At 67.3% G+C, this 25,447-nt stretch carries 23 protein-coding genes; 14 read left to right on the top strand and 9 right to left on the bottom strand.

Features of this window, described 5'->3' with window-relative positions:
- The 3 genes from ACTJK0_RS09035 to ACTJK0_RS09025 all read right to left on the bottom strand — a co-directional run.
- A partial coding sequence (locus ACTJK0_RS09035) for a ribonuclease Z (protein ID WP_440744924.1) occupies window positions 1–774 on the bottom strand: 774 nt, incomplete at its 3' end.
- Window positions 767–1,291, bottom strand: a complete 525-nt coding sequence (locus ACTJK0_RS09030) for a mycothiol transferase (RefSeq protein WP_110540798.1) — start codon at window positions 1,289–1,291, stop codon at window positions 767–769. The genes ACTJK0_RS09035 and ACTJK0_RS09030, both read right to left, overlap by 8 nt.
- A gap of 51 nt (window positions 1,292–1,342) precedes the next feature.
- Window positions 1,343–1,774, bottom strand: a complete 432-nt coding sequence (locus ACTJK0_RS09025) for a hypothetical protein (RefSeq protein WP_110540799.1) — start codon at window positions 1,772–1,774, stop codon at window positions 1,343–1,345.
- Between the two features lie 125 nt (window positions 1,775–1,899).
- Between ACTJK0_RS09025 and ACTJK0_RS09020 the strand changes: the two genes are divergently transcribed.
- The 8 genes from ACTJK0_RS09020 to ACTJK0_RS08985 all read left to right on the top strand — a co-directional run bounded on the left by ACTJK0_RS09020 (window position 1,900) and on the right by ACTJK0_RS08985 (window position 8,773).
- Entirely contained in the window at window positions 1,900–3,051 is a 1,152-nt protein-coding gene (locus ACTJK0_RS09020; protein ID WP_440744923.1) for an AI-2E family transporter, read from the top strand.
- A gap of 98 nt (window positions 3,052–3,149) precedes the next feature.
- A complete protein-coding gene (locus ACTJK0_RS09015; RefSeq protein ID WP_110540800.1) occupies window positions 3,150–4,016 on the top strand; it encodes a universal stress protein in 867 nt (288 codons plus the stop codon).
- Window positions 4,017–4,080: 64 nt separating this feature from the next.
- Window positions 4,081–5,799 (top strand): DUF4389 domain-containing protein, encoded by a 1,719-nt coding sequence (locus ACTJK0_RS09010; RefSeq protein WP_440744922.1) that lies wholly within the window; start codon window positions 4,081–4,083, stop codon window positions 5,797–5,799.
- Window positions 5,800–5,875: 76 nt separating this feature from the next.
- Window positions 5,876–6,343, top strand: a complete 468-nt coding sequence (locus ACTJK0_RS09005; protein WP_110542033.1) for a universal stress protein — start codon at window positions 5,876–5,878, stop codon at window positions 6,341–6,343.
- A gap of 45 nt (window positions 6,344–6,388) precedes the next feature.
- Complete coding sequence (locus tag ACTJK0_RS09000; RefSeq protein WP_110540802.1) at window positions 6,389–7,387, top strand: polysaccharide deacetylase family protein; 999 nt, start codon at window positions 6,389–6,391, stop codon at window positions 7,385–7,387.
- 212 nt (window positions 7,388–7,599) lie between these two features.
- Window positions 7,600–7,863, top strand: a complete 264-nt coding sequence (locus ACTJK0_RS08995; RefSeq protein WP_110540803.1) for an SHOCT domain-containing protein — start codon at window positions 7,600–7,602, stop codon at window positions 7,861–7,863.
- Window positions 7,864–7,901: 38 nt separating this feature from the next.
- Window positions 7,902–8,219, top strand: a complete 318-nt coding sequence (locus tag ACTJK0_RS08990; protein ID WP_110542034.1) for a DUF3040 domain-containing protein — start codon at window positions 7,902–7,904, stop codon at window positions 8,217–8,219.
- Entirely contained in the window at window positions 8,216–8,773 is a 558-nt protein-coding gene (locus tag ACTJK0_RS08985) for a hemerythrin domain-containing protein (protein ID WP_110540804.1), read from the top strand. The genes ACTJK0_RS08990 and ACTJK0_RS08985 overlap by 4 nt, the downstream gene beginning before the upstream one ends.
- A 42-nt stretch (window positions 8,774–8,815) precedes the next feature.
- Here the strand turns inward: ACTJK0_RS08985 and ACTJK0_RS08980 are convergent, their stop codons facing one another.
- Window positions 8,816–9,262, bottom strand: coding sequence for a universal stress protein (locus ACTJK0_RS08980; RefSeq protein ID WP_440745000.1), 447 nt, complete (start codon window positions 9,260–9,262; stop codon window positions 8,816–8,818).
- A gap of 371 nt (window positions 9,263–9,633) precedes the next feature.
- Here ACTJK0_RS08980 and ACTJK0_RS08975 point away from each other — a divergent pair, with 371 nt between their 5' ends.
- Window positions 9,634–10,257: a response regulator transcription factor gene (locus ACTJK0_RS08975; protein ID WP_110542035.1), complete on the top strand. Its 624-nt coding sequence runs from the start codon at window positions 9,634–9,636 to the stop codon at window positions 10,255–10,257.
- Between the two features lie 24 nt (window positions 10,258–10,281).
- On the opposite strand, the gene ACTJK0_RS08970 is transcribed toward ACTJK0_RS08975, so the two are convergent.
- Entirely contained in the window at window positions 10,282–11,967 is a 1,686-nt protein-coding gene (locus tag ACTJK0_RS08970) for a GAF domain-containing sensor histidine kinase (protein ID WP_110542036.1), read from the bottom strand.
- Between the two features lie 291 nt (window positions 11,968–12,258).
- On the opposite strand from ACTJK0_RS08970, the gene ACTJK0_RS08965 reads away from it, so the two are divergent.
- The 4 genes from ACTJK0_RS08965 (at window position 12,259) to ACTJK0_RS08950 (ending at window position 16,626) form a co-directional block, all read left to right on the top strand.
- On the top strand, window positions 12,259–12,717 hold the full coding sequence (locus ACTJK0_RS08965) for a pyridoxamine 5'-phosphate oxidase family protein (RefSeq protein ID WP_440744921.1): 459 nt from the start codon (window positions 12,259–12,261) through the stop codon (window positions 12,715–12,717).
- 67 nt (window positions 12,718–12,784) lie between these two features.
- A complete protein-coding gene (locus tag ACTJK0_RS08960) occupies window positions 12,785–13,651 on the top strand; it encodes a universal stress protein (RefSeq protein WP_110540807.1) in 867 nt (288 codons plus the stop codon).
- A 24-nt stretch (window positions 13,652–13,675) separates the two neighbouring features.
- Window positions 13,676–16,207, top strand: a complete 2,532-nt coding sequence (locus ACTJK0_RS08955; RefSeq protein WP_440744920.1) for an HAD-IC family P-type ATPase — start codon at window positions 13,676–13,678, stop codon at window positions 16,205–16,207.
- The gene (locus ACTJK0_RS08950; protein ID WP_440744919.1) at window positions 16,204–16,626 is read left to right on the top strand and encodes an Hsp20/alpha crystallin family protein; all 423 of its coding nucleotides are present in this window, start codon (window positions 16,204–16,206) and stop codon (window positions 16,624–16,626) included. The genes ACTJK0_RS08955 and ACTJK0_RS08950 overlap by 4 nt, the downstream gene beginning before the upstream one ends.
- A gap of 73 nt (window positions 16,627–16,699) precedes the next feature.
- Here ACTJK0_RS08950 and ppsA read toward each other — a convergent pair whose 3' ends face one another.
- Genes ppsA through ACTJK0_RS08930 form a run of 4 tightly spaced genes read right to left on the bottom strand, consistent with a single transcriptional unit; the run spans window position 16,700 to window position 24,192 of the window.
- Window positions 16,700–19,129 (bottom strand): phosphoenolpyruvate synthase, encoded by a 2,430-nt coding sequence (gene ppsA, locus ACTJK0_RS08945; RefSeq protein ID WP_440744918.1) that lies wholly within the window; start codon window positions 19,127–19,129, stop codon window positions 16,700–16,702.
- Between the two features lie 47 nt (window positions 19,130–19,176).
- Window positions 19,177–21,732: a cation-translocating P-type ATPase gene (locus tag ACTJK0_RS08940; RefSeq protein ID WP_440744917.1), complete on the bottom strand. Its 2,556-nt coding sequence runs from the start codon at window positions 21,730–21,732 to the stop codon at window positions 19,177–19,179.
- Complete coding sequence (locus ACTJK0_RS08935) at window positions 21,729–22,190, bottom strand: universal stress protein (RefSeq protein ID WP_440744916.1); 462 nt, start codon at window positions 22,188–22,190, stop codon at window positions 21,729–21,731. The genes ACTJK0_RS08940 and ACTJK0_RS08935 overlap by 4 nt, the downstream gene beginning before the upstream one ends.
- A 46-nt stretch (window positions 22,191–22,236) precedes the next feature.
- Window positions 22,237–24,192 (bottom strand): heavy metal translocating P-type ATPase, encoded by a 1,956-nt coding sequence (locus tag ACTJK0_RS08930; protein WP_440744915.1) that lies wholly within the window; start codon window positions 24,190–24,192, stop codon window positions 22,237–22,239.
- Window positions 24,193–24,467: 275 nt separating this feature from the next.
- Between ACTJK0_RS08930 and ACTJK0_RS08925 the strand changes: the two genes are divergently transcribed.
- Window positions 24,468–25,442 carry an IS481 family transposase gene (locus ACTJK0_RS08925; protein WP_440744822.1) on the top strand — a complete coding sequence of 325 codons (975 nt, stop codon included), beginning with the start codon at window positions 24,468–24,470 and terminating at the stop codon, window positions 25,440–25,442.
- Window positions 25,443–25,447: the final 5 nt, after the last annotated feature.

The following is a 25,447-nucleotide window of genomic DNA, read 5'->3' as shown; positions in this document are numbered from 1 at the left end:
CCGGGATGAGAAATGCGTGAGGACCAGCGTCCGGGCCCTCCCGGACCACGCCAATTCCCCTGCCTGCCCGGCGGTGAGGTGCAGGTATTGCTCCGCCAGCCCGCCGTCGTCGTCACTGAACGTGGACTCGGCGACCAGCAGGTCGGCGGCGTCGGCCAGTTCCTCTGCGCCCGGGCACGGCGCCGTGTCCATGATGAAGGCAAAGCGCTGGCCGGGCCTCGGAATGCTTACCTCCTCCAGCGTCACTGCCCCCAAGCGGCCCGTGCGCTGAAGCCGGCTGACATCCGGTCCGTGTATCCCGGCAGCCTGGAGGCGCCCGGGCAGGATGGTGCGGCCGTCCGGCTCGGCCAGGAGGTATCCGTAGGTTTCGATGCGGTGCTTCAGCGGACGCACGGCCAGGCCGTCCGCCACGGGTCCGGCGGCGGCATGCGGGTGCAGCCGGAGGTCGAGGCCGGGGGTGCTCACGGAGATGAGGGCCCGGACTACGTCACCGCCGGAGGCCGGGTAATGGAGGTGGACAGGGTGGGCCACGCCGTCCAGGACCATGCGGGAAAGGACACCGGGCAGGCCGAAGCAATGGTCGCCATGCACATGCGTCAGGCAGATCCTGGTGATGCGGCTGGCAGCGACCCCGGCGTGGATCATCTGGCGGTGGGTCCCTTCGCCGGGATCAAACAACAACCCCTCGCCATCCCACCGCAGGAAGTAGCCATTATGGTTCCTGGTCCGGGTGGGAACCTGGGATGCGGTACCCAGCACCACGAGTTCACGCACCGCCGGCCGCTGCCGTTCCGGCCCTCAGGCCCTTGGCGTAGGCGGCCTGCCCGGCATGCTGGAGGCAGTCCCCCAGGATACTGACCAGGCGCACGCCCAGGGTTACGGGCGGATCCCAGCGCGTGTCCACCACCCGGTCCAGGCCGGAGTCGTCGATGGTGTCCAGGATCCTGGCGGTCTGACGGTGGACGGCCTGGTAGTACTCCAGCAGCAAATCGCGGGGCGCCCGGACGGCGTCCACCTGGCCACTCGAATGTCCGTAGCCCGTATCGCTGTCCGCCAGCGGGAGGGCGAAGCGGGAAACGAAAGCCTGCGCTGTCCAGACCTGTTCCAGCCCGGAGGCGGAGGCCACCTGCGCGTCTTCCACGCGGCCCAGGTGCCAGACCAGCCATGCGATGGAGTTGCCGTTGCCGGAAGGGCGCCGCTGCAGGTCAGTTTCATTGAGCCCGTCGAGTATCTGCCCGACCAGGCCCGGCAGCCTGCCGAAGGCCTCCTGCAGCAGTTCTTTCGAATGCATGGGTCTCCTCCCCGCCCCTGACCGGCCCGGTTTGCCGGTCGGGCCCGATTGCTAGCGTTCCAGATCGTCCGGTTCGAACTCGCTCAACGGCGAGCCGCCGAAGTTCTCCTCGTCGTCGCTTGCATCCGCTTCGAGGCCGGACGGGGCCTCACCAAAGTCCACATCGGCTGCCGCCTCCCCGAGCGTGGGGGTATCCGGCGGTACCTGCTCGTCGCCGGAACGGTAGCGGGCCTGCGCGGTTTCATCCCGCAGCACCTGGTCGCTCAGGAAGTCTTCCTCTTCGCCGGATACCCCTTCGTCCTGCAGCAGGGGGTCTTCCCGCCAGCGGTCGGGGTTGTTTTCGGCGGCGCCGGGGTAGCTGTCCGGTTCCCCGGAAACGGGGTCCAGTTCAAGGGATGACGCCCCGCCCGGAGTTTCGTCGAGAATCACGTCGTTATCCTGTACGACTTCCAGTTCGTCGTCGGGGACATTCTGTTCAGTCATGATGCTGCCTTTCTCGTTGTCCGGAGGCTCACAATAGTAAGCATACTGAGGACGTGTGGTGCCTGGGAACCGTGGGCATGCCAGGAGCCACTACGCTTTGAGGTTCAAATACGGCAGGAGGACCCATGGAAAGCAATGCATCCCCGGAGGGGCGGGCGGCAGAACCGTCGCGGCCGCAATCCCTCCCCACAAGGATCGCCGCGCTTTGGGCGGACGGCCTGGGCCGGGCAAGCATCCGTTCGGTCCAGGTACTCTCCGTCCTGGCGCTTGCCTGGGTGGTGGTGCAGGCCGTCACCCGGGTTCCGCTGGTCCTTGTCCCGGTCCTGATTGCGTCGATCCTCGCCTCCGCGATGGCCCCCGCGGTCCGTTGGCTCGCCGCACGGGGGTGGCCCCGCGCACTTGCTGTGCTGGCGTCCTTCCTGGTGATCGTGGCGGTCGTGGCCGGGGTGGTGGGCGGCATCACGGCCGTGGTCCGCGATCAGGCGGGGGTCCTGGCAGCCCGGGCAGAGGCGGGGATAGGGCAGCTGCAGCAATTCATCACCACCGGTCCAGTCGCCCTCACCAGCGACCAGATCGACGCGGCCCGCGGAGAGTTCCAGAAATTCCTTGCCGGGGGCAGCCTGGGCGCCGATGCTTTGACCGGGCTGAGGACGGCCGGGGAAATTGCCGCGGGAACAGTGCTGACGGCGGTCATCCTCTTCTTCTTCCTCAAGGACGGCGAGAAGATCCGGTCATTCCTGATTGGGTTTCTCCCGGCGGCCCAGCAGGGCAAGGCACACCTGGCGGCGGAACGGAGCATCGTGGTGCTGGGCGGGTACGTCCGCGGTACCCTCATCATCGCGGCCATTGACGCCGTGATTGTCCTGGCCGGGCTCCTGATCCTGCGGGTCCCGCTGGCGGTACCGCTGGCAGCGGTGGTGTTCCTGGGCGGCTTCATCCCCATCATCGGAGCTACCGCCGCCGGCAGCCTCGCCGTACTCGTGGCGCTGGTGGAAAACGGACCGGTTACGGCCCTGGTTGTCCTGGTAATCCTGGTGGCCGCCAACCAGTTTGAACACCACATCCTCCAGCCGCTTTTCATGGGACGCGTCCTGCGGATCCACGGGCTGGTGATCATCCTCGCCCTGGCCGCCGGGGCAACCCTCGCCGGCGTCATCGGCGCCCTGCTGGCGGTGCCCCTGGCCGCCGTCGGCTGGACCATCTACAAGACGCTCGCGGACAGGGACGCGCCGGGCCCGGAACCAATCACGCCGGCGGCATCGGGGACCCGGCGCTGAACAGCGCTTCCGTGACTTTTGGCCCTAGAGTGCCTGCGGCGAGGGGGCCAGTCTGGAGTGGCAGGAAGACCAGTTCACGACGAACAGGAAGTGCGGCCATGCCATCCCGGAAACCCATCGCTGTATGCACCAACGACTCAGCCCAAAGCCAGGCAGCCGTTCTCTGGGCAGCCCGGCGGGCCCACCGCCAGGGACTGCCACTGGTGATCGTCCATGTAATCGATGACCGGTGGGTCGCCGAGCCTTATCCGTGGTTCGGAACGCTGCAGCAGTCCGGCGAAGAGCTTCTCAAGACTGCCGCCGGGCGCCTCGAAGGATCGGTGCCCATTACGGCCACCACGGAACTGCTCACCGGGAGCGTGGGCGGGTCCCTGGCCAAATACTCCAAGAAGACCTCCATGATGGTGGTCGGCTCAGGCAGCGGCCACTTGGGCGGCGCCCTGGCTGACCGGGCACTCCAGGTGGCCACGGGCGCCAAGGTCCCCGTCGCCGTCGTGGGAACCCATGATCCCGAAGGCAGGTCGGGCGTTGTGGTGGGCGTCGACGGCTCCGCCGAAGCGACGCAGGCGGTGGCTTTCGCAGCCGCCGAAGCGGACCGCGAAGGGGACGAACTGACAGTCGTCTACGCCGTGAACGCTCCGGACCCCGTTATCGACGCCGGACTGACACCAGCTGCCCTCGCGGACGCCATCGTGGACGAGGAACGGGTTGTGCTCTCCGAAACCGTTGCCGGACTCAAGGAAGACTATCCGGACCTGACGGTGCACCAGCGCCTCGAAACAGACAAGGGGGCCGTGGACGCGCTCGTCGGTGCGGCCACCGGAGCACGGCTCCTGGTTGTCGGCAGCCGCGGCAGGGGCGCCTTCAAGCGCCTGCTGCTTGGCTCAACCGCGCACGGTGTCTTGAAGCATCTCCCCTGCACCACCATCATCACCCGCACCGCGGCAGCCAAAGGCACCATCTAGGCTGCACTGCCCGCCGATCCTCTTGTCCTACTCCGGCGCACCCGCCGCGGAAGGTTAGGCCGCCATGAAAAAACCTGCTGCCATCATCATGCTGATCCTTGGAATCCTGATCGCGCTTCCCGGACTGGCCGCGCTGGCAGGCGGAGCCGTGGCATCGGCCGTGGGATCCATCCAGGGGGACGGATACCTGACGTCCGGCACGTCGCGCTTCTCCGTCAACTCCTTCGCCCTGACCTCGCCGCGGGCCGACGCGATCGGCGAGGATGTTCCCGGCCGGCTTCCCTTCGACATCGGCACCCTCCGGTTGCGGATCGGATCAGTGACGCCGGACAAACCCGTGTTCATTGGCATCGGGCGGCAGGACGACGTCGAACAATACCTCTCAGGCGTGCACCACTCGGAGCTGCTGAACATCCGCCAGCGGCCTTTCCGGGCCGATTACCGTGACGTACCTGGCGGCAACCCTGCCTCGCCGCCCGCTGACCAGCGCTTCTGGACGGCCTCCGTCTCCGGAACCGGCGAACAGGAACTCACCTGGAACATCACGCCCGGGGCATGGGAAGTGGTGGTGATGAACGCCGACGCCTCCTTGGGCATCGACGTCCAGGCACAGGCGGGCTTCCGCTCCGAACTGATCAGGCCTGCAGCCACCGGCCTGCTCGTGGGCGGCGTGATCGCCCTGGTCATTGGCATACCCCTGATCGTCTTCGGCGCCGCTGGTTTGGGACGGCACGCAGGGCCGCGACCTCCCGGCGGGCCGGGACCGGGTGCGGGAGGGCCACCAGCTGGTGGACCCGTGATGGCAGGACCCGGGTACGGGGGCGCGGGCTACCCCGGCCAGTACCAGCCAGGCCAGTACCAGCCGGGCCAGTACCAGCCAGGCCAGGGAATGGCCGGGCCACCCCTGCCTGCACCGCCGGGAGGAGGAACCCCAGGCCAGGCCCCGCAAGGAACGTCCGCCCCGCCTGCGGCCTGGGGGCAAGCAAGCGCCCCGGTCGTCACGGCCCCTGTCCCTCCGCCCCACTCGTCCGGGCCGCCCCGCGGCCCCGGGGCTTACCCCGCCAGGCTCTTTGGGGATATCGATCCTGGCTTGTCCCGGTGGATGTGGCTGGTCAAGTGGTTCCTTGCCATACCGCACTTCATCCTGCTGTTCTTCCTCTGGTTCGCGTTCGTGGTGACCACCCTCGTTGCCGGGTTCGCCATCCTTTTCACCGGCCGGTACCCAAGGGCCCTGTTCGACTTCAACGTGGGCGTTATGCGCTGGAACTGGCGGGTCGCGTTCTACGCCTATGCGGCAGTCGGCACAGACCTGTACCCACCGTTCACCCTCAAGCGGACCAACTACCCCGCCGACTTCGATGTGGACTACCCGGAGCGGTTGTCACGGGGCCTTGTCCTGGTGAAGTGGTGGCTCCTGTCCATTCCCCACCTGCTCCTGGTGGCAGCCTTCGCCGGAACCACGGGATCGGTGTGGAGGTGGGAGGCGAACGACAACGTGCTGGGCAGCACCTACGAGCGCGGGTCAGGGCTCTCCCTGCTGGGGCTGCTGGTCCTGATCGCGGCCGTGATCCTGTTGTTCACCGGACGCTACCAGCGCCCCCTGTTCAACCTCATCCTCGGCGTGGACCGCTGGATCTACCGGGTCATGGTGTACACCGCGCTGATGCGGGACGAGTATCCGCCCTTCCGGCTGGACCAGGGTCCTGCGGAGCCCGCGTGGGCTGCAGAGCCTGCGTGGCCTGCCGAACCGGACTCGGCGGGCGGCACACCCCCGGGCCCGTGACCTTAGGCCCTATCCCGCCCGGATTCCCCGGGCGATGATGGCCGGACAAACATGGATCCGATCAGGGGAGCTGGACATGAGCGTTGCCGGGGCACCAATAGCGAGGATTGTGGTGGGCGTCGATGGTTCCGAGGCGTCCGTGGAGGCGCTCCGCCAGGCGCAGCGGCTTGCCACTCCCCTGGGCGCCAAGGTGCAGGCCCTGGCTTGCTGGGAGTACCCGCAGATGTACAGCGGCTACGTCATGATGGGCGTCGAAGGCTTCGAGGAAGGGGCCAGGAAAGTCCTGGACGAGGCAGTGGCCCAGGCCTTCGGATCCGGCATCCCGGAAAATGTCACCGCCACCCTGGTCCGGAGCCATCCGCGGGAGGCGCTGATTGACGCCAGCCGCGACGCAGACATGATCGTGGTGGGGCGCCGGGGGCACGGCGGATTCGGCGGCCTGCTGCTGGGTTCCGTCAGCTCCGCGATCGTGGCACACGCGGATTGCCCGGTTCTGGTGGTGCACAGCCCCGAGACCGCGCCGGACGGCTCCAAAGGTTCCTGACCCGCACAGGATGGCATAGGCCAGGGGCGGCGTGACGGGCAGGTGATGGCAGTGCCGGACGGTGGAGCACGACGCCGGGCGCCCGCCATCGTGCTCGCGGTCGCCCTGGTGGTGCTCGCCGTCGCCCTGGCCCTGCTGCTTCCGGCGCGCACGGCCGGTCCGCCGTCGTCCTCGCCTTCCACGTCCCCGGCGGCATCCGCGCAACCGTCCGGCACGCCCGGCCCGTCCTTCTCATCTCCGCCGCCGCAGGTGACAGACACGCCTGAAGCCGGCCAGACTCCCGTGGAGCCGCCCGTCACGGTACCGCCAATCGCCGAACCTCCGGGCGCCGGGCAGCCGGTTGAGCCCCCGGCCCAGCCAACGGTGCCGGCGGAGCCAGGCGCTCCCCCGCTGCCGCCGCCGTTCCCGGAGTCCCTCCGCGGCCAGGATCTAACGGTCATCCCTGGGGCGGGCCGCGTGGTTGCCCTTACTTTTGACGCGGGGGCCAACGCGGCCGGATTGCCGAAGATCCTGGCCACCTTGTCCTCGAAGGGTGTAGCCGGAACGTTCTTCCTCACCGGGAACTGGGCTGCCAACAATCCGCAGGGCGTGTCCCAAATCGTTGCCGCCGGGCACCGGCTGGCGAACCATTCCATGACCCATCCGGGCTTCACCGGCCTGGATTCCGCCCAGATCACGCAACAGGTGCGTGGGGCGGAGCAGGCAATCCTCACAGCCGGCGGCGATCCCCGGCCGCTGTTCCGCTTTCCCTTTGGTGAGCGCGACGCCCGGACCATCGCCGCCGTGAACTCCCTGGGTTACGTGGCGGTCAGGTGGACGGTAGACACGCTGGGCTGGAAAGGAACCAGTGGAGGTGCCAGTATCCAGCTGGTTGCGGACCGCGTCCAGGCAGGACTGCAGCCCGGCGGGATAGTCCTCATGCACATCGGTTCCAACCCGGACGACGGTACCACCCTGGACGCCGACGCTCTGCCCCAGGTCATCGATGGCATCAGGGCTGCGGGGTACGGCTTCACCACTCTCGATGCCTTGCTGGGCCAGTAAGCCAAACCGATTCCCTGTGGCAGGACCCGCCCCGCCGGCACGGCAAGCGAGGCAGCCGCCTCCTGCCAGCGCCGAAAGCCCTCCGGCCAGGGAAGACCACAGGAGGACACCGCTGCCGGAACAGGACCAATGGCTCTCCCCCACATACATGCTGCGGCCAATACTGGAAAGGAAAGCAGACGGTTGGCGTCCGCGTTCATGGACCGGAGGTCATGGAAGTGTATGGCTGGAATGACGGCATGGGCTGGTGGGGCTACGTCCTGATGAGCATCAGCATGGTGGTGGTCTGGGGGGCAATCATCACCGGTATTGTCCTGCTGGCCCGTTTCCTGCGGGCTCCGTCCCCGCACGCCACCCAGCCGCCGCCTTCGCGCGGGCCCGAGGACGTCCTGGCCGAGCGGTTCGCACGCGGGGAAATTGACACCGCGGAATACCAGAACCGGCTGGCTGTCCTGCGCGGCCACCCGGGCGCCTGAGTTTGCGGCTCCTGGGCGAAGGACAAAAGGGGGCAGCCGTGGCACTCTCTGAATTTGAGAAACGCGAACTTGAACTGATCCGCCTGGGCCTGGAGCAGGAAGACCCCAGGCTGGCCGCCCTGCTTGGCCGGCACGCCGTTGGACTTTCCCTGCGGGCCCGGGTCACGCGTGGCCTGATCCTCTTCGCAGCCGGCGTCTGCGTCCTGCTCCTGGGCCTGGTGATCCGGGCCCCGTACGTGGGCATTGCAGGCTTCGCCGTCATGAACGGCGCATGCTACTGGGCGCTGAAGGACCTCCGCTGGTCCCCACGAAAGGTGGATGGCCAGGTCAACCAAATGGAAGGCAACAACGGATGAACGCGGCAACAGGGCCCGGCAAGGACGCCGCTGCGGAGGCGCAGGCGCTGCAGTCCGTGGAGGCCCACCATGCCGGCATGCTGAAGCAGTTGAACGGATTAGTGGGGCTGCTCACCGAAGCGGTGGAGGCAGGCGATCCGGCTGCCGGGCAATTAACCCAGGCGGCTTTGCTGGATTGGTGTGACAAGGAACTGGTTCCGCATGCCCTGGCGGAAGAGGGCCCCCTGTACAGCGGGCCCCACGGGATGCCGGAGGCGAAGTTGCTGGTGGACGGCATGCTGGCCGAGCACCAGGTGATCGTGGATCTGGTCGAAGAGCTAAGGACTGCGGACGGGGTTTCTGCCGCGGTTGCCGCCGGCGCCATCCAGCGGATCTTTGCCCTGCATCTGGACAAGGAGAACCGCCTGCTGATGCCTTTCATCATGGCGTCCGCGGGGCTGTCCCTGAGCCGGGCGGTTGAAGGCCTCCACGAACTGGTAGGGGCAGCGGGTGCCGGCTCCCACAGCCACGCTGCACCGCACGGCGAAGAAAAGGACCGCCACGTGCACGGGTAGCACGGCGGGCAGCAGTACGACGGCGGGTTGCGGCTTCGCGCGTCAGGGCACGCCCGAGGTCCTGGCCTGGGCATGATGCATCCCGGTCTCCTGTTCCGGGGCGTGCACCACCAGCACGGGGCAATGTGCGTGGCCCACGCACGCTGAGCTGACCGATCCGGGAACAAACCTTCCATGCCCCCGCCGACCCACGACCAGCAGGGATGCGTTGCGGCTGGCGTCAATTAAAACCGGGCCGGGCTTGCCGCGAACCAGCCGCGGATGCACAAAGCCGGGCAGATCCCCGAACGCATCGGTCAGGGTCTGCTGGAGCACTTGGTCGGCCGCGTACCTGAACCCCTCGATCCCCACTGCCAGGTACACCCCATAGCCGGCCGGGACGTCCCAGCAGGCCCACGCCTCCACCCGCGCCGAGAGCGGCTCCGCCAGTGCCCCGGCCACCCGCAGTGCTGCGATGGACGATTCGGATCCATCCACCCCGACAATGATCCTGGGAAGCTGCCCTGGGGCAGCCCCGGCCGCCGCGTCACCCGCTGGTACCCCGTCCCCTGCTGTTGCCACGTTCCCTCCTTGGTGCTGTTGCCCAGACTGGACCCGAAACGCTTGCCGGAACAGTGCCAAAAGTCATCGGGGCCCGGGCTGCCGGGAAGGCGGACCGCGGCGGCTGCCGGCGTTCCCGTTGGCGCCGCGGACTTTGGTCCCTTCACGGCCACCCGTTGACGGGTAAGAATGGGGGGCAGGCCCTCCCAGGGGCCGCCCCGCACACGCCGGGGTACTGATCCTGAAAAAGTGGGGAGCGTCCGGTGAACAACGGTGAAGCAGGGACTGACGGGGCCACAGGTTCTCCGGGACCCGTCCGGGTGTTCATCCTGGATGACCACGAGCTTGTCCGGCAGGGGTTGAAGGACCTCCTGGAGGGTGAAGGATTCCTTGTGGTGGGCGAAAGCGGATCCGCTGCGGAGGCCACGCGGCGCATCCCGGCGCTTCATCCGGACATCGCGATCCTTGACGGGCGTCTTCCGGACGGGACAGGCATCGAAGTGTGCCGGGATGTGCGTTCCCTCGACCCGCGCCTGCGCTGCCTGATCCTGACGAGCTACGACGACGAACAGGCCCTCCGCGGCGCAGTCCTGGCAGGCGCATCCGGGTACATCCTGAAGCAGATCAGAAGTGATGACCTCCTGGCGGGAATCCGCAGAGCGGCCGCGGGTGAATCGCTGTTCGAGCCGGGCGTGGAGCAGCAGATCATTACGGGTCTTTCCACAGTGCCCACCGATCCCAGGCTGGAGGGCCTCAGCACCCAGGAGAAGAAGGTGCTGGCGCTGATCGGCCAGGGGTTGACCAACCGGCAGATAGGCGACGAACTGTTCCTGGCCGAGAAGACCGTCAAGAACTACGTGTCGTCCATTCTGGCGAAACTGGGCTTTGAGCGGCGGACGCAGGCGGCTGTGTACGTCACCAGGAGTTCCTCTGACTCGGCGTAACGGCCGGATCCACCTGCAGGCGGACTAGGCAAGCCTGGCTGACCATTTCACGGTTGTGCCCACCCCCGGCGTGCTGTCGATGGTGCAGCTGCCTTTCAGCAGCTCGGCCCGGCGCCGCATATTGGCCAGGCCGCTGACGCGGTCCGGCTCAGTGAAGCCCTGGCCGTTGTCGCTGATGACCAGCTGCACCTGCTCCCTGCCCGCAGCAGCGTCCACGGCCCCAGGGGCCGGCCCCACTGCGACTGTCACCTGGATGTCATCGGCGCCTGAATGCCGGAGCGCATTACTGAGCGCCTCGGACAGCACCGACAGGAGGTGGACGGCCACATCCTCCCGGATAGAGTCCACCGCTCCATCGAGGGACACCTTGGGGGTCACGGCATAGCTGCGCGAGCTTTCCCGGACCGCCCGCAGGATCCGTCCCGTCAGGGGTTCCTGTTCCTCGTCCGCAGTGCGCAGCGAATAGATGGTGTCCCGCAACTTGCGGATGGTTTCATCGAGTTCCGTGGTGACGGCCGCTATGCGTTCATGCGCCACGGGGTCCATCGTGTACCGGCGCAGGCTCTGGATGCTCAGGCCGGCAGCGAACAGCCGCTGGATCACCAGGTCATGCAGGTCCCTGGCGATCCGCTCCCGGTCAGTGAACAGGAGGTTCTGTTCACGTTGGGCATTCGCCCGCGCGAGGTCCAGGGCCAGGCCGATCCGGCTTCCGAAAATGGCACTGGAGTCGGCCTCGGCCTGGTTGAAGACCGCTGTCCCCTGTGCGCGTGCCAGCAGGAGGACACCGTTGTCGGTGCCGCTGTGCCCCAGCGAACAGACCAGAACGCAGCCAAGCTTCTCCGCCACCCCGTCATCAAAGACCTGCCGCGGATCCCTGGCCACGAAAGACCCGCCGCCCTCCACGACAACTGCCAGCGAAGGCGGAACCTTCAGTTCCTGGCCTGGCTGGAGACCCTGCACGCCAAGGGAAACACGGCACCGAAGGCCACCGTCCCCGGCCGGGACGGCTATGACCGCAAGCGTGGAGTCCGAAACCCTCAGGGCGGCATCGGCCACAACATCCAGTTGCTCCGCGTCCCCGGGCTGTGACGCCATGATCAACCGGCTGCTCAGTTCCATACCTGCCTCCAGCCATTTCTGCCGGCGGCTGCTGTCTTCGAAGAGGCGGGCATTCTGGATGGCGACGCCCGCTGCGGCGGCCAGGGCCACGGCCAGGTCTTCGTCCTCGGTGGTGAAATCCTCTCCGCCCTGCTTTTCCGTCAGGTACAGGTTCCCGAACACTTCGTCACGGACCCGGACGGGAACGCCCAGGAAGGTCCGCATGGGGGGATGGTTCGGAGGGAAACCGGAGGCAATTGGATGCTGGCCCAGGTCATGGAGCCTCAGGGGCCTGGGTTCCCGGATGAGCAGGCCCAGGACGCCGTGCCCTGTGGGCAGGTCACCTATCGAATGGATGCCTTCTTCATCAATTCCGACCGTGATGAAGTGGCTCAGGTTGCGGTCTTCTCCGATCACCCCCAGGGCACCATACCGCGCCCCGACCAGGGCGCACGCGGATCGGACAAGACGGTCCAGCACGGCTTCGAGGGTGAGATCCTCGGCGAGGGCCACCACAGCGGCCAGCAGCGCGTTCATCCGGACCTGGCTGTCAGGCAGTGAATCCCCGCGGGCGGAATAGTCCCGCAACAGGTCTTCAACTGGGTCCCTCATCGGCGGGTGCCACGGGTGCTCCATGTTCACGTTCCACCTCCTGCAGCAGGAACCTGCGGCGCTGCAGGTTTCCCGGCGAGATCCAAGTGTCCGGAAAACGGAGTCCTGTCCCCGCCCCCAATCCGGACTTCCATCTCAATGCGAAGACCGGCCTTTGACCATTGTAGAAGCCCACGTCAACGGCAGGTACTGCCGGCACCCGGGGCCCGCAGCCCCGTGGTTGGAAGGACACTGCCAGCTGCGGGACCTTCTTCCCTACCGGCACCACTTTCCCCGCCCTAGGCTACGGCCATGAACAGCGCAGCGACTGCACCTGAAATCAAGGAACTTGGCGTCCACGACTGCTGGCGGTACCTCCGTTCAACCTCCATCTGCCGGATCGCTTTCAGGGACGGTGACGCAGTGGAGAACTTCCCGGTGAACTTCGTTCCCACCAACGGCACCCTGTTGATCCGGACCGGCGAGGGGACCAGGCTTGCCTCCCTGGACGGGCGGACACCGGTCGCCGTGGAGGCTGATGGGATGAACCAGTACGGCACTATCGCCTGGAGCGTCATCCTCAAGGGCCACCCGGCCGTCGTCTCGGATGAGGAGGAGATCCAGGACGCCATGGACGCAGGCTTGTCCCCCTGGCAACCAGGGCAAAAGAACGTCCTGCTCCGGATCACGCCGCAGGAGATCAGCGGCCGGAAGTTCGTCATCGCCGCACCCACCCACTGGTGGCCGCCCCGCGACCCCTCGGCGGATTAGTCCCACAGCCGGTCTGCCGCCCCGGCCGGTCCCACACCCACCACGCACCCAAAAGGATGGTTCCCCCATGGCACCTGCCAAGCCAATCGCCGTCGGCATCACTGATTCCCCGGCCTCCAATGCAGCCCTGTTATGGGCGGCAGCCCGGGCCAACAGGCTCAAGTGCCCGCTCGCCGTCGTCAATGTCGTCGACGACCGGTGGATGGCAGTGGAAGTCCTTCCGTACCTTGAAGTCCTGCGCGAATCGGGGCTGGCACTGCTGAAGGAAGCCGGCGAAAAAGCCACGGCCGCCGAGCCGGGCCTGCAGGTGACGCTCCAACTGCTGGAGGGTGGCATCGGTGCCGCGTTGGGTGACTACTCGAAGAACGCCTCCATGCTGGTCCTCGGCACCAGCGGAAGAACCCGCGGTGCGCTGACGGACCGGGCACTGCAGGCAGCCGCCGCGGCTGAATGCCCGGTTGCCGTCATCGGCGATGGCCAGGACGCCGGCCGTGGCATTGTGGTGGGCGTGGACGGTTCCCGCGAAGCGACACAGGCTGTGGCCTTCGCCGCTGCCGAAGCCGACGCGCTCGGCGAGGAACTGACCGTCCTCTACGCGTTCACAGGCCCTAACCGATGGATTGCCGCCGGACTCCCGCAGAGCAGTTTCGCCACCCACGTGATGGAGGAGGAGCAGATCGTGCTCGCCGAAACCGAAGCCGGCCTGCGGCAGGACTACCCCGACCTCGCTGTGCAGTCGGTCATGGAAACCGTGCTGGAACCGGCGGACGCCCTGGTCCGTGCCGCCGCCGGCGCCCGGCTGCTTGTCCTGGGCAGCCGGGGAAAGGGCGGCTTCGAAAGGCTGATCCTCGGGTCCACGGCACATGCCGTCCTGTCCCAGCCCCCGTGCCCCACCGTCATCACCCGGATGCACAAGCAGCCGCACACCGACTGATCCGCACTGCAAACGGGCTGCACCGTGCCAACGGCCGGGGAAGGCGGGGCAGCCGCCCCGGGCCTGGACAGCCGTCATGCCCGGGAGGGACTGTCCACTGCTGAGGTGCGGGAGCGGACCCTCGCCGGCCGGGTCAACAGTGTGCCGACGGCCACCAGCAGGAGCATCGGGGAGATCGTCCGGGCGAACGTCTTTACCCTGTTCAACGCGGTGGTGGGCGGATGCTTCATCCTCCTGCTGGTGCTGGGGCAATGGCGGGATGCGCTGTTCGGGCTGTCTGCCGTCAGCAATTCGCTGATCGGCATCGTCCAGGAGTACCGGGCCAAGCGCTCCCTGGACCAGCTCGCCATTCTGCAGGCCGCCAGGAACACGGTGGTCAGGAACGGTGCCAGGGAACTCATCGCCTCCGGTGAACTGGTTCCTGACGACTTGGTGGTACTCAACGCCGGGGACCAGGTCACCGCGGACGTGGTGCTCCTTGGCGGCAGCAGCATGGAAGTGGATGAGTCACTGCTGACCGGCGAATCCGAACCCGTCCCCAAGGCAGGCGGCGACGCGCTCCTCTCCGGTTCCCTGATCCTTGCCGGCAGCGGCCGGGCCGCCGTGCTCAAGGTGGGACCTGATACGTTCGCATACCGGCTGGCAGCCGAGGCGCGGCGCTTCTCCCTGGTGACGTCAGAGATCCGCCGGGGCCTGGGGAAGGTCTTCGCCGTGATCACCTGGCTGCTCCTTCCCACGGCACTGCTTCTCACGAATGCGCAGATGCAGGACCAAGGCGGCTGGGCCGGAGCTATGGGATCCGGCCGGTGGATACCGGCCGCCGTGGGAGCCGTCGCGGGAATCATGGCGATGATCCCCTTGGGGCTGCTCCTGATGACCAGCGTGGCCTTTGCCGTGGGCGGGCTCCGGCTGGCAGGCCAGCAGGTCCTGGTCCAGGAACTCGCCGCCGTGGAGGTGCTGGCACGTGTGGATGTCCTCTGCCTGGATAAGACCGGCACCTTGTCCTCCGGTTCCATTGTCTTTGACGCGCTCCACGACGCCGGCACCGTCCCCGCTCCCGGCTGGCGGGCTGCGGTGGAGTGGTTCGGTGCCAACGCGGATGCCAGCAGCACCAGCGCGGCGATGGGGGTGGCGTTTCCCGTGCCGGTGCCGCTGCAGGCCCTGGCTTCGGTTCCGTTCTCGTCCGCCCGCAAGTGGAGTTCGGTGACCTTCGCGCCGGAATCCGCCGCATCCGGCACCTGGGTCCTGGGCGCCCCTGATGCCGTGCTGGGCTCCCCCCGCAATGCGGAAGCACACGGCAGGGCCGCCGCCCTTGCCTCGACGGGCCTGCGCACCTTGGCCCTGGCGCATACGCCGGCGCCGCTGCCGCCGGACGCCGCCAAGACACGCCTGCCGGTGGACCTTGCCCCGGCCATGCTGCTCACGTTCCGCGAGAGCCTCCGCGCCGACGCGGCCGCGACGCTGGACTATTTCCGGCAGCAGGGGGTCGCCGTGAAGATCATCTCCGGTGATGATCCCCGGACAGTTGCGGCGCTGGCGCGGGGCGTGGGGTTTGGCTCCGGCGAGGCGTATGACGCCCGTACGCTTCCGGACGACCCGCTGCGGCTGGAGGAAACGGTGGAGGCCCAAAGCCTGTTCGGCAGCGTAACCCCGTCACAGAAGCGCGACCTGGTCCTGGCCCTGAAGCGGCGGGGACATACGGTGGCAATGACGGGGGACGGGGTGAATGATGTCCTGGCCTTGAAGGAGGCGGACCTGGGCATTGCGATGGACTCTGCTTCGCCGGCCACCAAGGCCGTGGCGCGCATGGTGCTCCTGGATGGCCGGTTCGAACGCCTGCCCGCCGTGGTGGACGAGGGCCGCCGGGCCATCAGCAATATTGAGCGGGTTTCCCTGGTCTTCCTCAGCAAGACGGTGTACGCCACGGTCATATCGGTTCTCACCGGCGTCCTGGTTCTGGCCTTTCCGTTCCTGCCGCGGCAGCTGTCAGCCCTGGACGGATTGACCATTGGCCTGCCGGCGTTCTTCCTGGCCCTGCAGCCAGGAGGCCAACGCTATGCCCCGGGGTTCCTCCGGCGCTCCCTCGCGTTCGCGGTCCCGGCCGGCATCTGCACGGCCCTTGCCGTCCTGGCCGTCAGCGCGTACGCCCAGACCTGGGGCGGACACAGCCAGGACGCAGCGCAGTCCGCCGCCACCCTGACCCTGGGGCTGCTGGCCGCTTGGATCCTGGTCACCGCCTCCCGCCCCCTGAACTTGACCAAGGTGCTGATCCTGGCAGGGATGTACTCAGGCCTGGTCCTCCTGTTCACCGTTCCGTTGGCGCAGGACTTCTTCCAGGTCGAATGGCCCACCGGCGGCCTCCTCATCCTTTCGGCAGCTGTTGCCGCGGCGGGCTGCCTCGCAATCGAACTGACCGCCCGTTTCAGCCGCAGGCCGGGCAAACGTCCCGGCTTCCCGCTGGGACCTTTGACTCTGGATGCGGGATCACGGGAGCGGGATGGTGGAACTGCCGGACAACGCGATAATCCGGCTCCACACAGCAGGAGGCAGGAATGACTGACCTGATGAAATGGTTCGATAGCCGCCGCTCCCCCATGGATGTCATCGAACGGCTTTTCGAGGGTGACATGGGGACCTCCGCCATCCGGGTTGAAGAGATGGTGGACGGCAACACGCTCGTCGTACGTGCCGAGCTGCCGGGCATCGATCCGGAGCAGGACGTGGAGGTGACGGTTGCCGATGGTGTCCTGACGATCAGGGGTGAGAGGCAGGAGAAGAAGGAACACAAGGAAAAGGACAGCTACCGGTCCGAGTTCCGCTACGGATCCTTCATCCGGCGGCTCCCCCTCCCCGGCGGCGTGCAGCAGGCCGACGTCAAGGCGTCGCACAAGGACGGCGTCCTTGAGGTCCGGGCTCCCCTGCCGGAACAGGGGCAGGAGACCGGGGCATCAAAGATCCCGATCATCAGGGGCTGAAACAAACATATGTACGACGCCGGTGCCTGGCCCCGTGGGGCCAGGCATTTGGGTGCCGTCCAACTGCGCCCGGTTATCCCTGTTGGTGTTGCCGCCCGGCCGCGGCCTCTTCGGCCGCCGCAATCACCGGGAGGGTCCGGACGAACGTGTCCGGATTCAGGGACACCGAATCGATCCCTTCACTGACCAGGAATTCGGCCAGGTCCGGGTGGTTGCTGGGACCCTGCCCGCAGATGCCAATCTTGATGCCGGCGGCATGGGCTTTGCTGATCGCCTGGGCGATCATGGACATCACGGCCGGGTCCCGTTCATCAAACAGCCCGGCGAGCTCCTCAGAATCCCTGTCCACCCCCAGGACCAGCTGGGTCAGGTCGTTCGAACCGATGGAGAAGCCGTCAAAGCGCTTGGCGAATTCCTCCGCCAGGACCACATTGGAGGGGATCTCACACATCATGTACAGCTGCAGGCCCTCAACTCCCCGCACCAGTCCTTGCTCTTCCATCGCCTCAATGACCTGGTCCGCTTCCCGCACCGTGCGGCAGAAGGGGACCATGACGATGACGTTGCCAAAGCCCGCCTGTTCCCGTACCCGTTTGAGGGCTTTGCATTCCAGCGCAAACCCCTCCCGGTAATGGCTGCTGTAATAGCGGGAAGCGCCGCGAAAGCCCAGCATGGGATTTTCCTCCGGACGTTCGAAGGAGCTGCCGCCGATCAGGTGGCTGTACTCGTTGCTCTTGAAATCGCTCAGCCGCACAATCACGGGCTTGGGATAAAACGGGGCCGCGATTTTTGCGATCCCTGTGGCCAGCACGTCAACGAAATACTCCTGCGGGTCTTTGTAGCCGCCCGTGAGCTGCCGGATCAGGGCCGCCTCATCCTGGTCCACAACGCGTTCGGGGTGCACCAGTGCCATGGGGTGGATGCGGATCAGGTTGTTGATGATGAATTCCATCCGGGCCAGGCCCACCCCTGCAGCGGGCAGCCGCCACCACTTGAACGCCGCCGCCGGGCTGGCAATGTTGACCATGACTGCGGTGCTGGTGGCGGGGAGGGAGGACATGTCCACCTCCTCGACCGAATACTCCAGCAGGCCCTCGTAGACGCGGCCCTCCTCACCTTCGGCGCAGGACAAAGTGACCGGGGCGCCGTCGGCCAGGACTTCCGTCGCGTTGCGCGTCCCCACAACGGCGGGCACCCCCAGTTCCCGGCTGACGATGGCGGCATGGCTGGTGGGGCCGCCGTGGTCGGTGATGATCCCGGCGGCGCGTTTCATCACTGGCACCCAGTCCGGATCCGTCATGCGGGTGACCAGCACGGAACCGTCAACGAAGGATTCAATGTCCTTGGCATCGCGGACCACGCATGCCTGGCCGCCGGCGATGGAGTCGCCGATGGCGGCGCCGCTGACCAGGACACGTCCGGGCTGCGCGAGATGGTAGGTCCGGAAAGAGGACGTGCTGCGGCGGGCCTGGACTGTCTCGGGCCGCGCCTGGACCATGAAGAGTTCGCCGGTTACCCCGTCCTTGGCCCATTCCATGTCCATGGGGCGGCCGTAATGGACCTCCACTGCCGCCGCCCAGCGCGCCAGCAGCAGAATCTCGGGGTCGTCCAGCACCAGGGAACGCTGCTCACGGTCGGTAGTCTCCACCATCATGGTCCGCGCGTCCCCGCCGTGGCTGTAGACCATCTTGCGTTCCTTGGCCCCCAGTTCCCGCTCGATCACCGGGCTGAAGCGCTGGTCCGCCAGCAGCGGCTTGAACACCTGGTACTTGTCAGGATTGATGGTCCCCTGGACCACTGTCTCCCCCAGCCCCCATGCTGCGCTGATGACCACCACGCCGGGAAAGCCGGATTCAGTGTCGATGGTGAACATCACGCCCGAGGCGCCGAGGTCGGAGCGGACCATTCGCTGGACCCCGACGGACAGGGCAACGTCCAGGTGGTCGTAGCCCTTCATCTCCCGGTAGCTGATGGCACGGTCCGTGAACAGCGAAGCGTAACAGCGCCGGCATGCTTCCAGGACGGCCCGTTCGCCCGCCACGTTGAGGAAGGTCTCCTGCTGGCCGGCGAAGCTCGCGTCCGGAAGGTCCTCGGCGGTGGCGCTGCTTCGGACCGCCACCGCCAAACGGGCCTGCCCGGCGCGCTCGCAGAGAACCCGGTAGTGTTCCCGGATGTCCGCCGCGATGTTGTCGGGGAAGGCGGCCTGCAGGAACAGCTCCCGGATGGCCGCACCTGCCTGGCGGAGCGTGGAACGTCCCGTCCGCTGCTCCTCCATGAGCGTCCTGATCCTGGGTTCCAGTCCGTTGGCGGCGAGGAAGGCCCGGTAGGCGGCGGCCGTGGTGGCGAACCCTTCTGGAACCCGGACTCCCGCGGATTGCAGGGCACGGCTGAGCTCGCCCAGGGAAGCGTTCTTCCCGCCTACCGAGGGGATGTCCGCGATCCCGGTGTCTTCTATCCACGTGACGTTGGCGTTGGCCAGGGAGGTTTCTGTGGGGACGCTCATGGCTCGATTCTTGCCCCAGCCGGCCGGGGCAGTCAGAGTCTTTGGTCCTAGCTCCGCCGAAGCCGGCCCCGGACCGACTTATGGATCCAGTCAGCGGCCAGGACGGCGGGGACGGCCAGGGCGGCCAGCAGGAAGCCCATGGGCTCCGGCGGCGCCTGGCCCAGCAGGCCTGCGAGATATGGCACGTACAGGCACACGGCCAGGACAGCCAGTTCAGCCGGCACGGCCCATACCAGGAGGCGGTTGGTCGTCCAGCCCAGCTTCCACGGCGGAATGGTGGCGCTGCGGCAGGCAAAGGCATTGGCGAGCTGGCCCAGGACGACGGCGGTGAAGGCAGCACCGGATGCGGCCATCAGCAGCCCTGCCGGTGGAACCTGGCCGCGGGTCCAGCCGCCGTCAGCAAGCACCGCGGCGAAGACGGCCATCTCCGTGATTGCCTCCACCGGACCAAGGATGCAGAACACCCGGATGATCAGCCGGCGGTCCATCAGGTGCCGCCGCTCCGGCGGACGCGCCAGCACACGTTTGCCCGGCGGCTCGGCGCCAAGTGCCAGTGCCGGCAGGAGGTCGGTGCCAATGTCCAGGGCAAGGATCTGCAGCACCCCCAGGGCCAGCGGAAACCGCCCGCCGGAAAGCGCCCAGATCACGAAGGGGGTCAACTCCGCCACGTTGTCGGTGAGGTGGTACGTGAGGAACCGGTGGATATTGGCGTAGGTGGCGCGGCCCTGCTCAATGGCGCCCACGATGGTGCCGAAATGGTCGTCGAGGAGGACCAGGTCCGCGGCTTCGCGCGCCACGTCCGTTCCACTCAGGCCCATCGCCACCCCGATGTCAGCCTCGCGCAGGGCGGGACCGTCGTTGACGCCGTCGCCCGTCATGGCCACCACGTGGCCCCGGGACTGCAGCGCTTTGGCCACCCGGAGCTTCTGCTCCGGAGAGACCCTGCTGACCACCACGCCATCGCGGTCCAGGAGCGCACCGAGCAGCTGTTCGTCCTCAGGTAGGTCCGCCCCCTCAAGGACGTACTCCGGCGTGCCGGTCAGGCCGATCTGGCGGGCAATGGCCCCGGCCGTGGCAGGGTGGTCGCCGGTAACCATGGCGATCTTCACGCCGGCCTGCCGGGCCGTGCGGATTACCTCTCCCACGTCCGGCCTGGGCGGATCCTGCAACCCAACCAGGCCCAGCAGCTCCATGTCCGTTTCCAGCTCGGACGCGGGCCTCGAGAGCCACGTTCCGGGTGCTCCCCCCAGCCGGCGGCGTGCCACCGCGATGACCCTCAGGCCGCATGAAGCCATCACCTCCACCTGTTCCTTGACCGGTCCGGACACCGACCCGCACACCGGAAACACGGTTTCCGGCGCACCCTTGCAAAACAGGTCCGCCCCCACGATGGCCGACTCTCTGCGCCGGACCGGGTCGAAGGGCAACCTGCGCGACGGTGCGGCCCCGGCCTCCGTGCCGATCAGCCGGCGGGCCAGTACGTCCAGGGCCGCTTCCATCGGGTCGCCCTGCGCGCGCCACTGGCCTTCATGCAGTTCGGCCCGCCCCTGCGATGCCGTGCGTGCTGCGAGCGCGGCAGCGGCTGCCCTTTCGAGGCCCGTACCATGGACCTCCGCCGAGGGGGCGTAGCCTTCGCCCGTGACCTGAATGGCACCTTGCGGGGTGAAGACCTCGACGGCGTTCATCCGGTTCTGCGTCAGGGTTCCCGTCTTGTCCGTGCAAATGAAGGTGGTGGATCCCAGGGTTTCCACAGCTTCCAGGTTCCGGACCAGTCCGTTGCGGGAGGCCATGCGCTGGGCGCCCATGGCCAGGGACAGGGTCACCGTGGGCAGCAGGCCCTCGGGAACCAGCGCGACGGCCACGCCGATCGAGAAGAGGAATGAATCGCGCCATTGGAACCCCACCAGCAGTGAGGCCAGGAAGAAGACGGCTGCGATGCCCAATGCCATACCGGCGGTAATCCGCACGATGCGGCGCAGTTCCAGGGCGAGCGGGGTGGGTGGAGGGACAGCTCCGCTCGTGAGCGCGGCTATGCCGGCAAGCCGCGTCCTGCCGCCGGTGGCGGACACCGTCGCCTCCGCATAGCCGTTGACCAGGAAAGTGCCGCCCCACGCGGCGTCTCCCGCCGCCTTGGGCACCGGGACGCTCTCCCCCGTCAACATGGACTCATCCACCGCGCAGCCTGACACCGACAGGAGTGCCAGGTCCGCCGGCACGCGGTCGCCGGCGGAGAGCAGCACCACATCGCCGGCCACGAGTTCACTGGCGTGGACCTTCCGCGCCGCCCCGTCCCGCCGCACCACCACATCGGCCGGGAGCAGTCCGCGGAGCCTTGCAGCCGCATGCTGGGCACGTTCCTGCTGGATATGGGCGAACACCCCGTTGACAATGACGACGACGATGATCGCCACAGCCAGTTGCGGCATGTCCGCGATGAAGGCGAGCGCCGCGGCGCACCAGAGCATGAGGGCGAAGAAATGCGTCATCTCACCCCAGAGCTTGCGCCACTGCGGGACCGGTTTTTCTGCTGGAAGCTGGTTGGGGCCCGCCTCCTTCAGGAGTTGGGCGGCCCGCTCAGAACTCAGGCCGTCCGCGGTCCTCACACAGGGTCCGCCTCCTGCCCCACGAGAAGCACCGGACAGGCGGAATGCGCAGCGCAAGCCTTGCTGACGGAGCCCATGGACGATTTCAGCAGGCCGCCTTCACCGTGCCGTCCAACCACCAGCATTTGTGCGCGGCGGCTCTCGTCCACCAGCACCTTCGCAGGCGGGCCGAACTTAATGCTGACATCGATGTTCTCCGGCCGTTCCACGGAGAAGGCCCGGCCCAGGGCGTCCTCCACCAGGCGGCCTGCCGCGTCCTCCAGCCTGGCGGTGAACTGGCGGTCAGCCCCTTCAAGGCGGGACATCACCAGGTAGTCCGGCATTCCCACGCAGGAGATGACCTCGAGCCGGGTGCCCAGCCGGGACGCCAGCGTCCCCGCGTACCGGAGGGCGGCCGAGGAGTATTCAGAGCCATCAACACCGACGATGACGGGCTTAGCCCCTGTTTCTGCGTTCATGGACACTACGTTCCCGGCTGGGCCCTGGGCTGGGAAGGGCCAAAAGTCATGCCGGCGGCAGACCCCGCACCGCACGTTGGTGCTCGGCACCGTGCAGCGCCCGCAGGCCGTTAAGGATGGTGGCAAGGTCCACCATCTCCTGCAGGAGGGCACCGGTCACCGCCGGTATGTATCCCGTCATGGCGATGGCCATCAGTACAATGCTGAGTCCTATTCCGGTCCAGATGCTCATGAGGGCCACGGACACGGTCCGCTTTCCAATAGCCACGGCGAGAGCCACCTTGGACAGGTCATCAAGCATGACCACCACGTCCGCTGATTCACTGGCCGCCGTGGCGCCCTTGGCGCCCATCGCAATCCCCACGTCAGCGGCGGCAAGGACGGGGGCGTCATTGACGCCATCGCCTACCATCAGGACGGGCCGCTCCTGGAGGGCGGCAACGGCGTTGACCTTGTCCTCGGGGAGGCATTCGGCCTGGATGCTGCCAATCCCGGCTTCCCGGGCAATGTGCGCGGCCGTGGCGTGGACGTCGCCGGTCAGCAGCATGGTGTGCCTGACGCCCAGGGTGTGCAGCCGGGCAAGCGTATCCACCGCGTCATGGCGCAACGGGTCTTTCATGACCAGGGCGCCGGCATATTCGCCGTCCACCCCCACATAGACCGCCAGTTGGCCGGTGCGCAGGACAGCCTCCTGGAAACCCGTCGACAGACTTTCCACCAGGCCGGCCTTGCCCACCACCACCCGGTGTCCCCCGCACCGGGCCTCCACCCCTTTCGTGGCGCTTTCCGTGGCGTGCTGGACGGGCAGGAGGTCAAGACCGGCGGCGTCGGCGGCCTGGATCACGGAAGCAGCCAGCACGTGGGAGGAATACTGTTCGGCGGAGGCCGCCAATTGGAGGATCCTGTCCGCGCCCAGGGAGAGGCCCAGCCCCGGCGCCACCCGTATTTCGTCCAAAAGAGGCCTGCCCGAGGTTAGGGTTCCGGTCTTGTCAAAGACGGCTGTCCGGGCCTTTGCAAGCTGTTCCAGGGTGCGTGTGTTCTTGATGATGATGCCCTTGTGGGCGGCCTGGCTGGTCCCGGCCAGGAACGCCACCGGTGCGGCGATCAGGAGCGGGCAGGGCGTGGCAACCACCAGGACCTGGGCGAAGCGAAGTGCCTCACCCGAGAGGAACCACCCCGTCCCCGCCATCAGGAAGGCCAGCAGGGTGAAAGGCACGGCGTAGCGGTCGGCGAGCCGGACCACGGGGGCGCGGCTGTTGGACGCCTCCTCGACCAGGGCGATGATGCGGCTGTACTGGGAGTCGGCAGCGGTGGCTGCTGCCCGGAGGCGAATGGCGGCTTCGCCGTTCACCGAGCCGCTGAGCAGTCCTTGCCCCCTGCTGCGCTCCACCGGCAGGCTTTCCCCGGTAAGCGATGACTCATCAAGAACCGCCGATTCGGACAGGAGTTCGCCGTCGACCGGCACCAGTTCGGAGGGCCGGACCACCAGTACGTCCCCCGGAACCACGTCGCCGATTGGTATCTCCTCCAGCGGAGCCCCGGGGCCTTCCCGGTGTGCAAAGCGGGGTGCCCGGTCCAGGAGGGAGCGCAGTTCACGGGCGGCCCGACCCTGGGCGAAGTCCTCCAGCGCCTCTCCGCCGGTGAGCATCAGGATGACCACCAGCGCTGCAAGATACTCGCCCACGGCCACGGTACTGACGATCGCCATCAGGGCCAGGAGGTCGATCCCCCACCGCCCCTCACGCAACGACCGGACCATGCCGGCAGCACGCGCCACCACAATCACGGCGGCATAGCCGGACGCCAGGATACGGACCTGCAGGTCCAGCCCCGTCGGCAGCAGCACCAGGGTGAGCGCCAGCACCAGGCAGGTGAGTGCGACGACGGGGTACCGCCTGAGAACACCCCATGCCTTACGCAGCGGCGCTACTGTCGCCGTCCCGTTGTCAGCGCTGCCCGGACTTTCATCGATCCCCGCAGGCAGGGAGGGAGCCCTCCTCATTCAGCCCACTTCCCGCAGGCGCAGGTCGCCGTCGTGCCGCATGAGGCCGAACATACCCGGGCGGCACGCAGCAGGGATAGGGCATTTGGGCCCCGTCCGTAGGCGTGGCCTTCCAGCATGAACCTCGCGCCTGCCCGGGCGCCGGTGACCGACCCGGCCGCGGACTGAAAACGCAGCCCTAGATGTACTGAGTCAGGACGTTGGTTACATCGTGAATAGGTGAGGACCTCTTAGGTTGGTGGTTACCACACACAGCCAACGACTAAGAGGTCCTCATGTCTCACCGTAATGCCCGTCTGACTCCGAATGGTAGGCGGATCCTCGTCGAGCGCGTCCTCGCCGGCCGTCCCGTCGCTCACGTGGCGAAGGAAATGGGCATCTCGCGGACTTGCGCGCACCGCTGGCTCAGCCGGTACCGTGCCCACGGCTGGGACGGCCTCGAGGACCGCAGCTCCCGACCAAGATCCTGCCCCCACGCCACCTCGGCGGAAGTCGTTGCCGATGTCCTGACCCAGCGCGTGGAGCACCGCGAAGGGCCAACGGACCTGGCTTTGCGCTGCCGCACGAGCGCCCGGACGGTCTCCCGGATTTTGGCCAGGGCGGGCATGCCCAGGTTGTGGGATCTGGACCCGGTGACCGGGGAACGGATCCGCGCGTCCCGGGCTACCGACCGCCGCTACGAACGAGACGCCCCAGGGGACATGATCCATATCGATGTCAAGAAACTTGGCCGGATCCCTGACGGCGGGGGGTGGCGGGCCGACCCTTCCCAGAGCGCGGCAAACCACCGCAAGTCGCATCAGAGGATGGGCTTTGACTACGTCCACGTCGCCGTGGACGACTACACCCGCTTCGCCTACGCCGAGGTCCTGCCCGACGAGAAAGGCCCGACCTGCGCCGGGTTCCTCACCCGGGCCGCCGCCGCCATGGCAGCGAACGGCGCACCCGTCCGGCGTGTCATGACCGACAACGCCTTCGCCTACCGGCTCTCCCGCGACTTCCAGGACGCCTTGGCTGCTTTGGGTGCCAAACATATCCTGATCAAACCCCGCCATCCCTGGCAGAACGGCAAAGCAGAACGCTTCAACCGCACCCTCCAGGAATGCTGGGCCTACCGCCAACCCTTCACATCCAACCAGGCCCGCACCGACGCGCTGCAGCCCTGGCTAAACTTCTACAACAACCACCGGCCGCACGGCAGCCTCGGAGGCAAACCACCCATCAGCAGGTGCAACCAACCTACTGGCTGAGTACA

Source organism: Paenarthrobacter sp. 22069 (assembly GCF_052046035.1).
In the GTDB taxonomy this organism is placed as follows: domain Bacteria; phylum Actinomycetota; class Actinomycetes; order Actinomycetales; family Micrococcaceae; genus Arthrobacter.
This window is presented reverse-complemented; position numbering and strand designations above follow the sequence as displayed.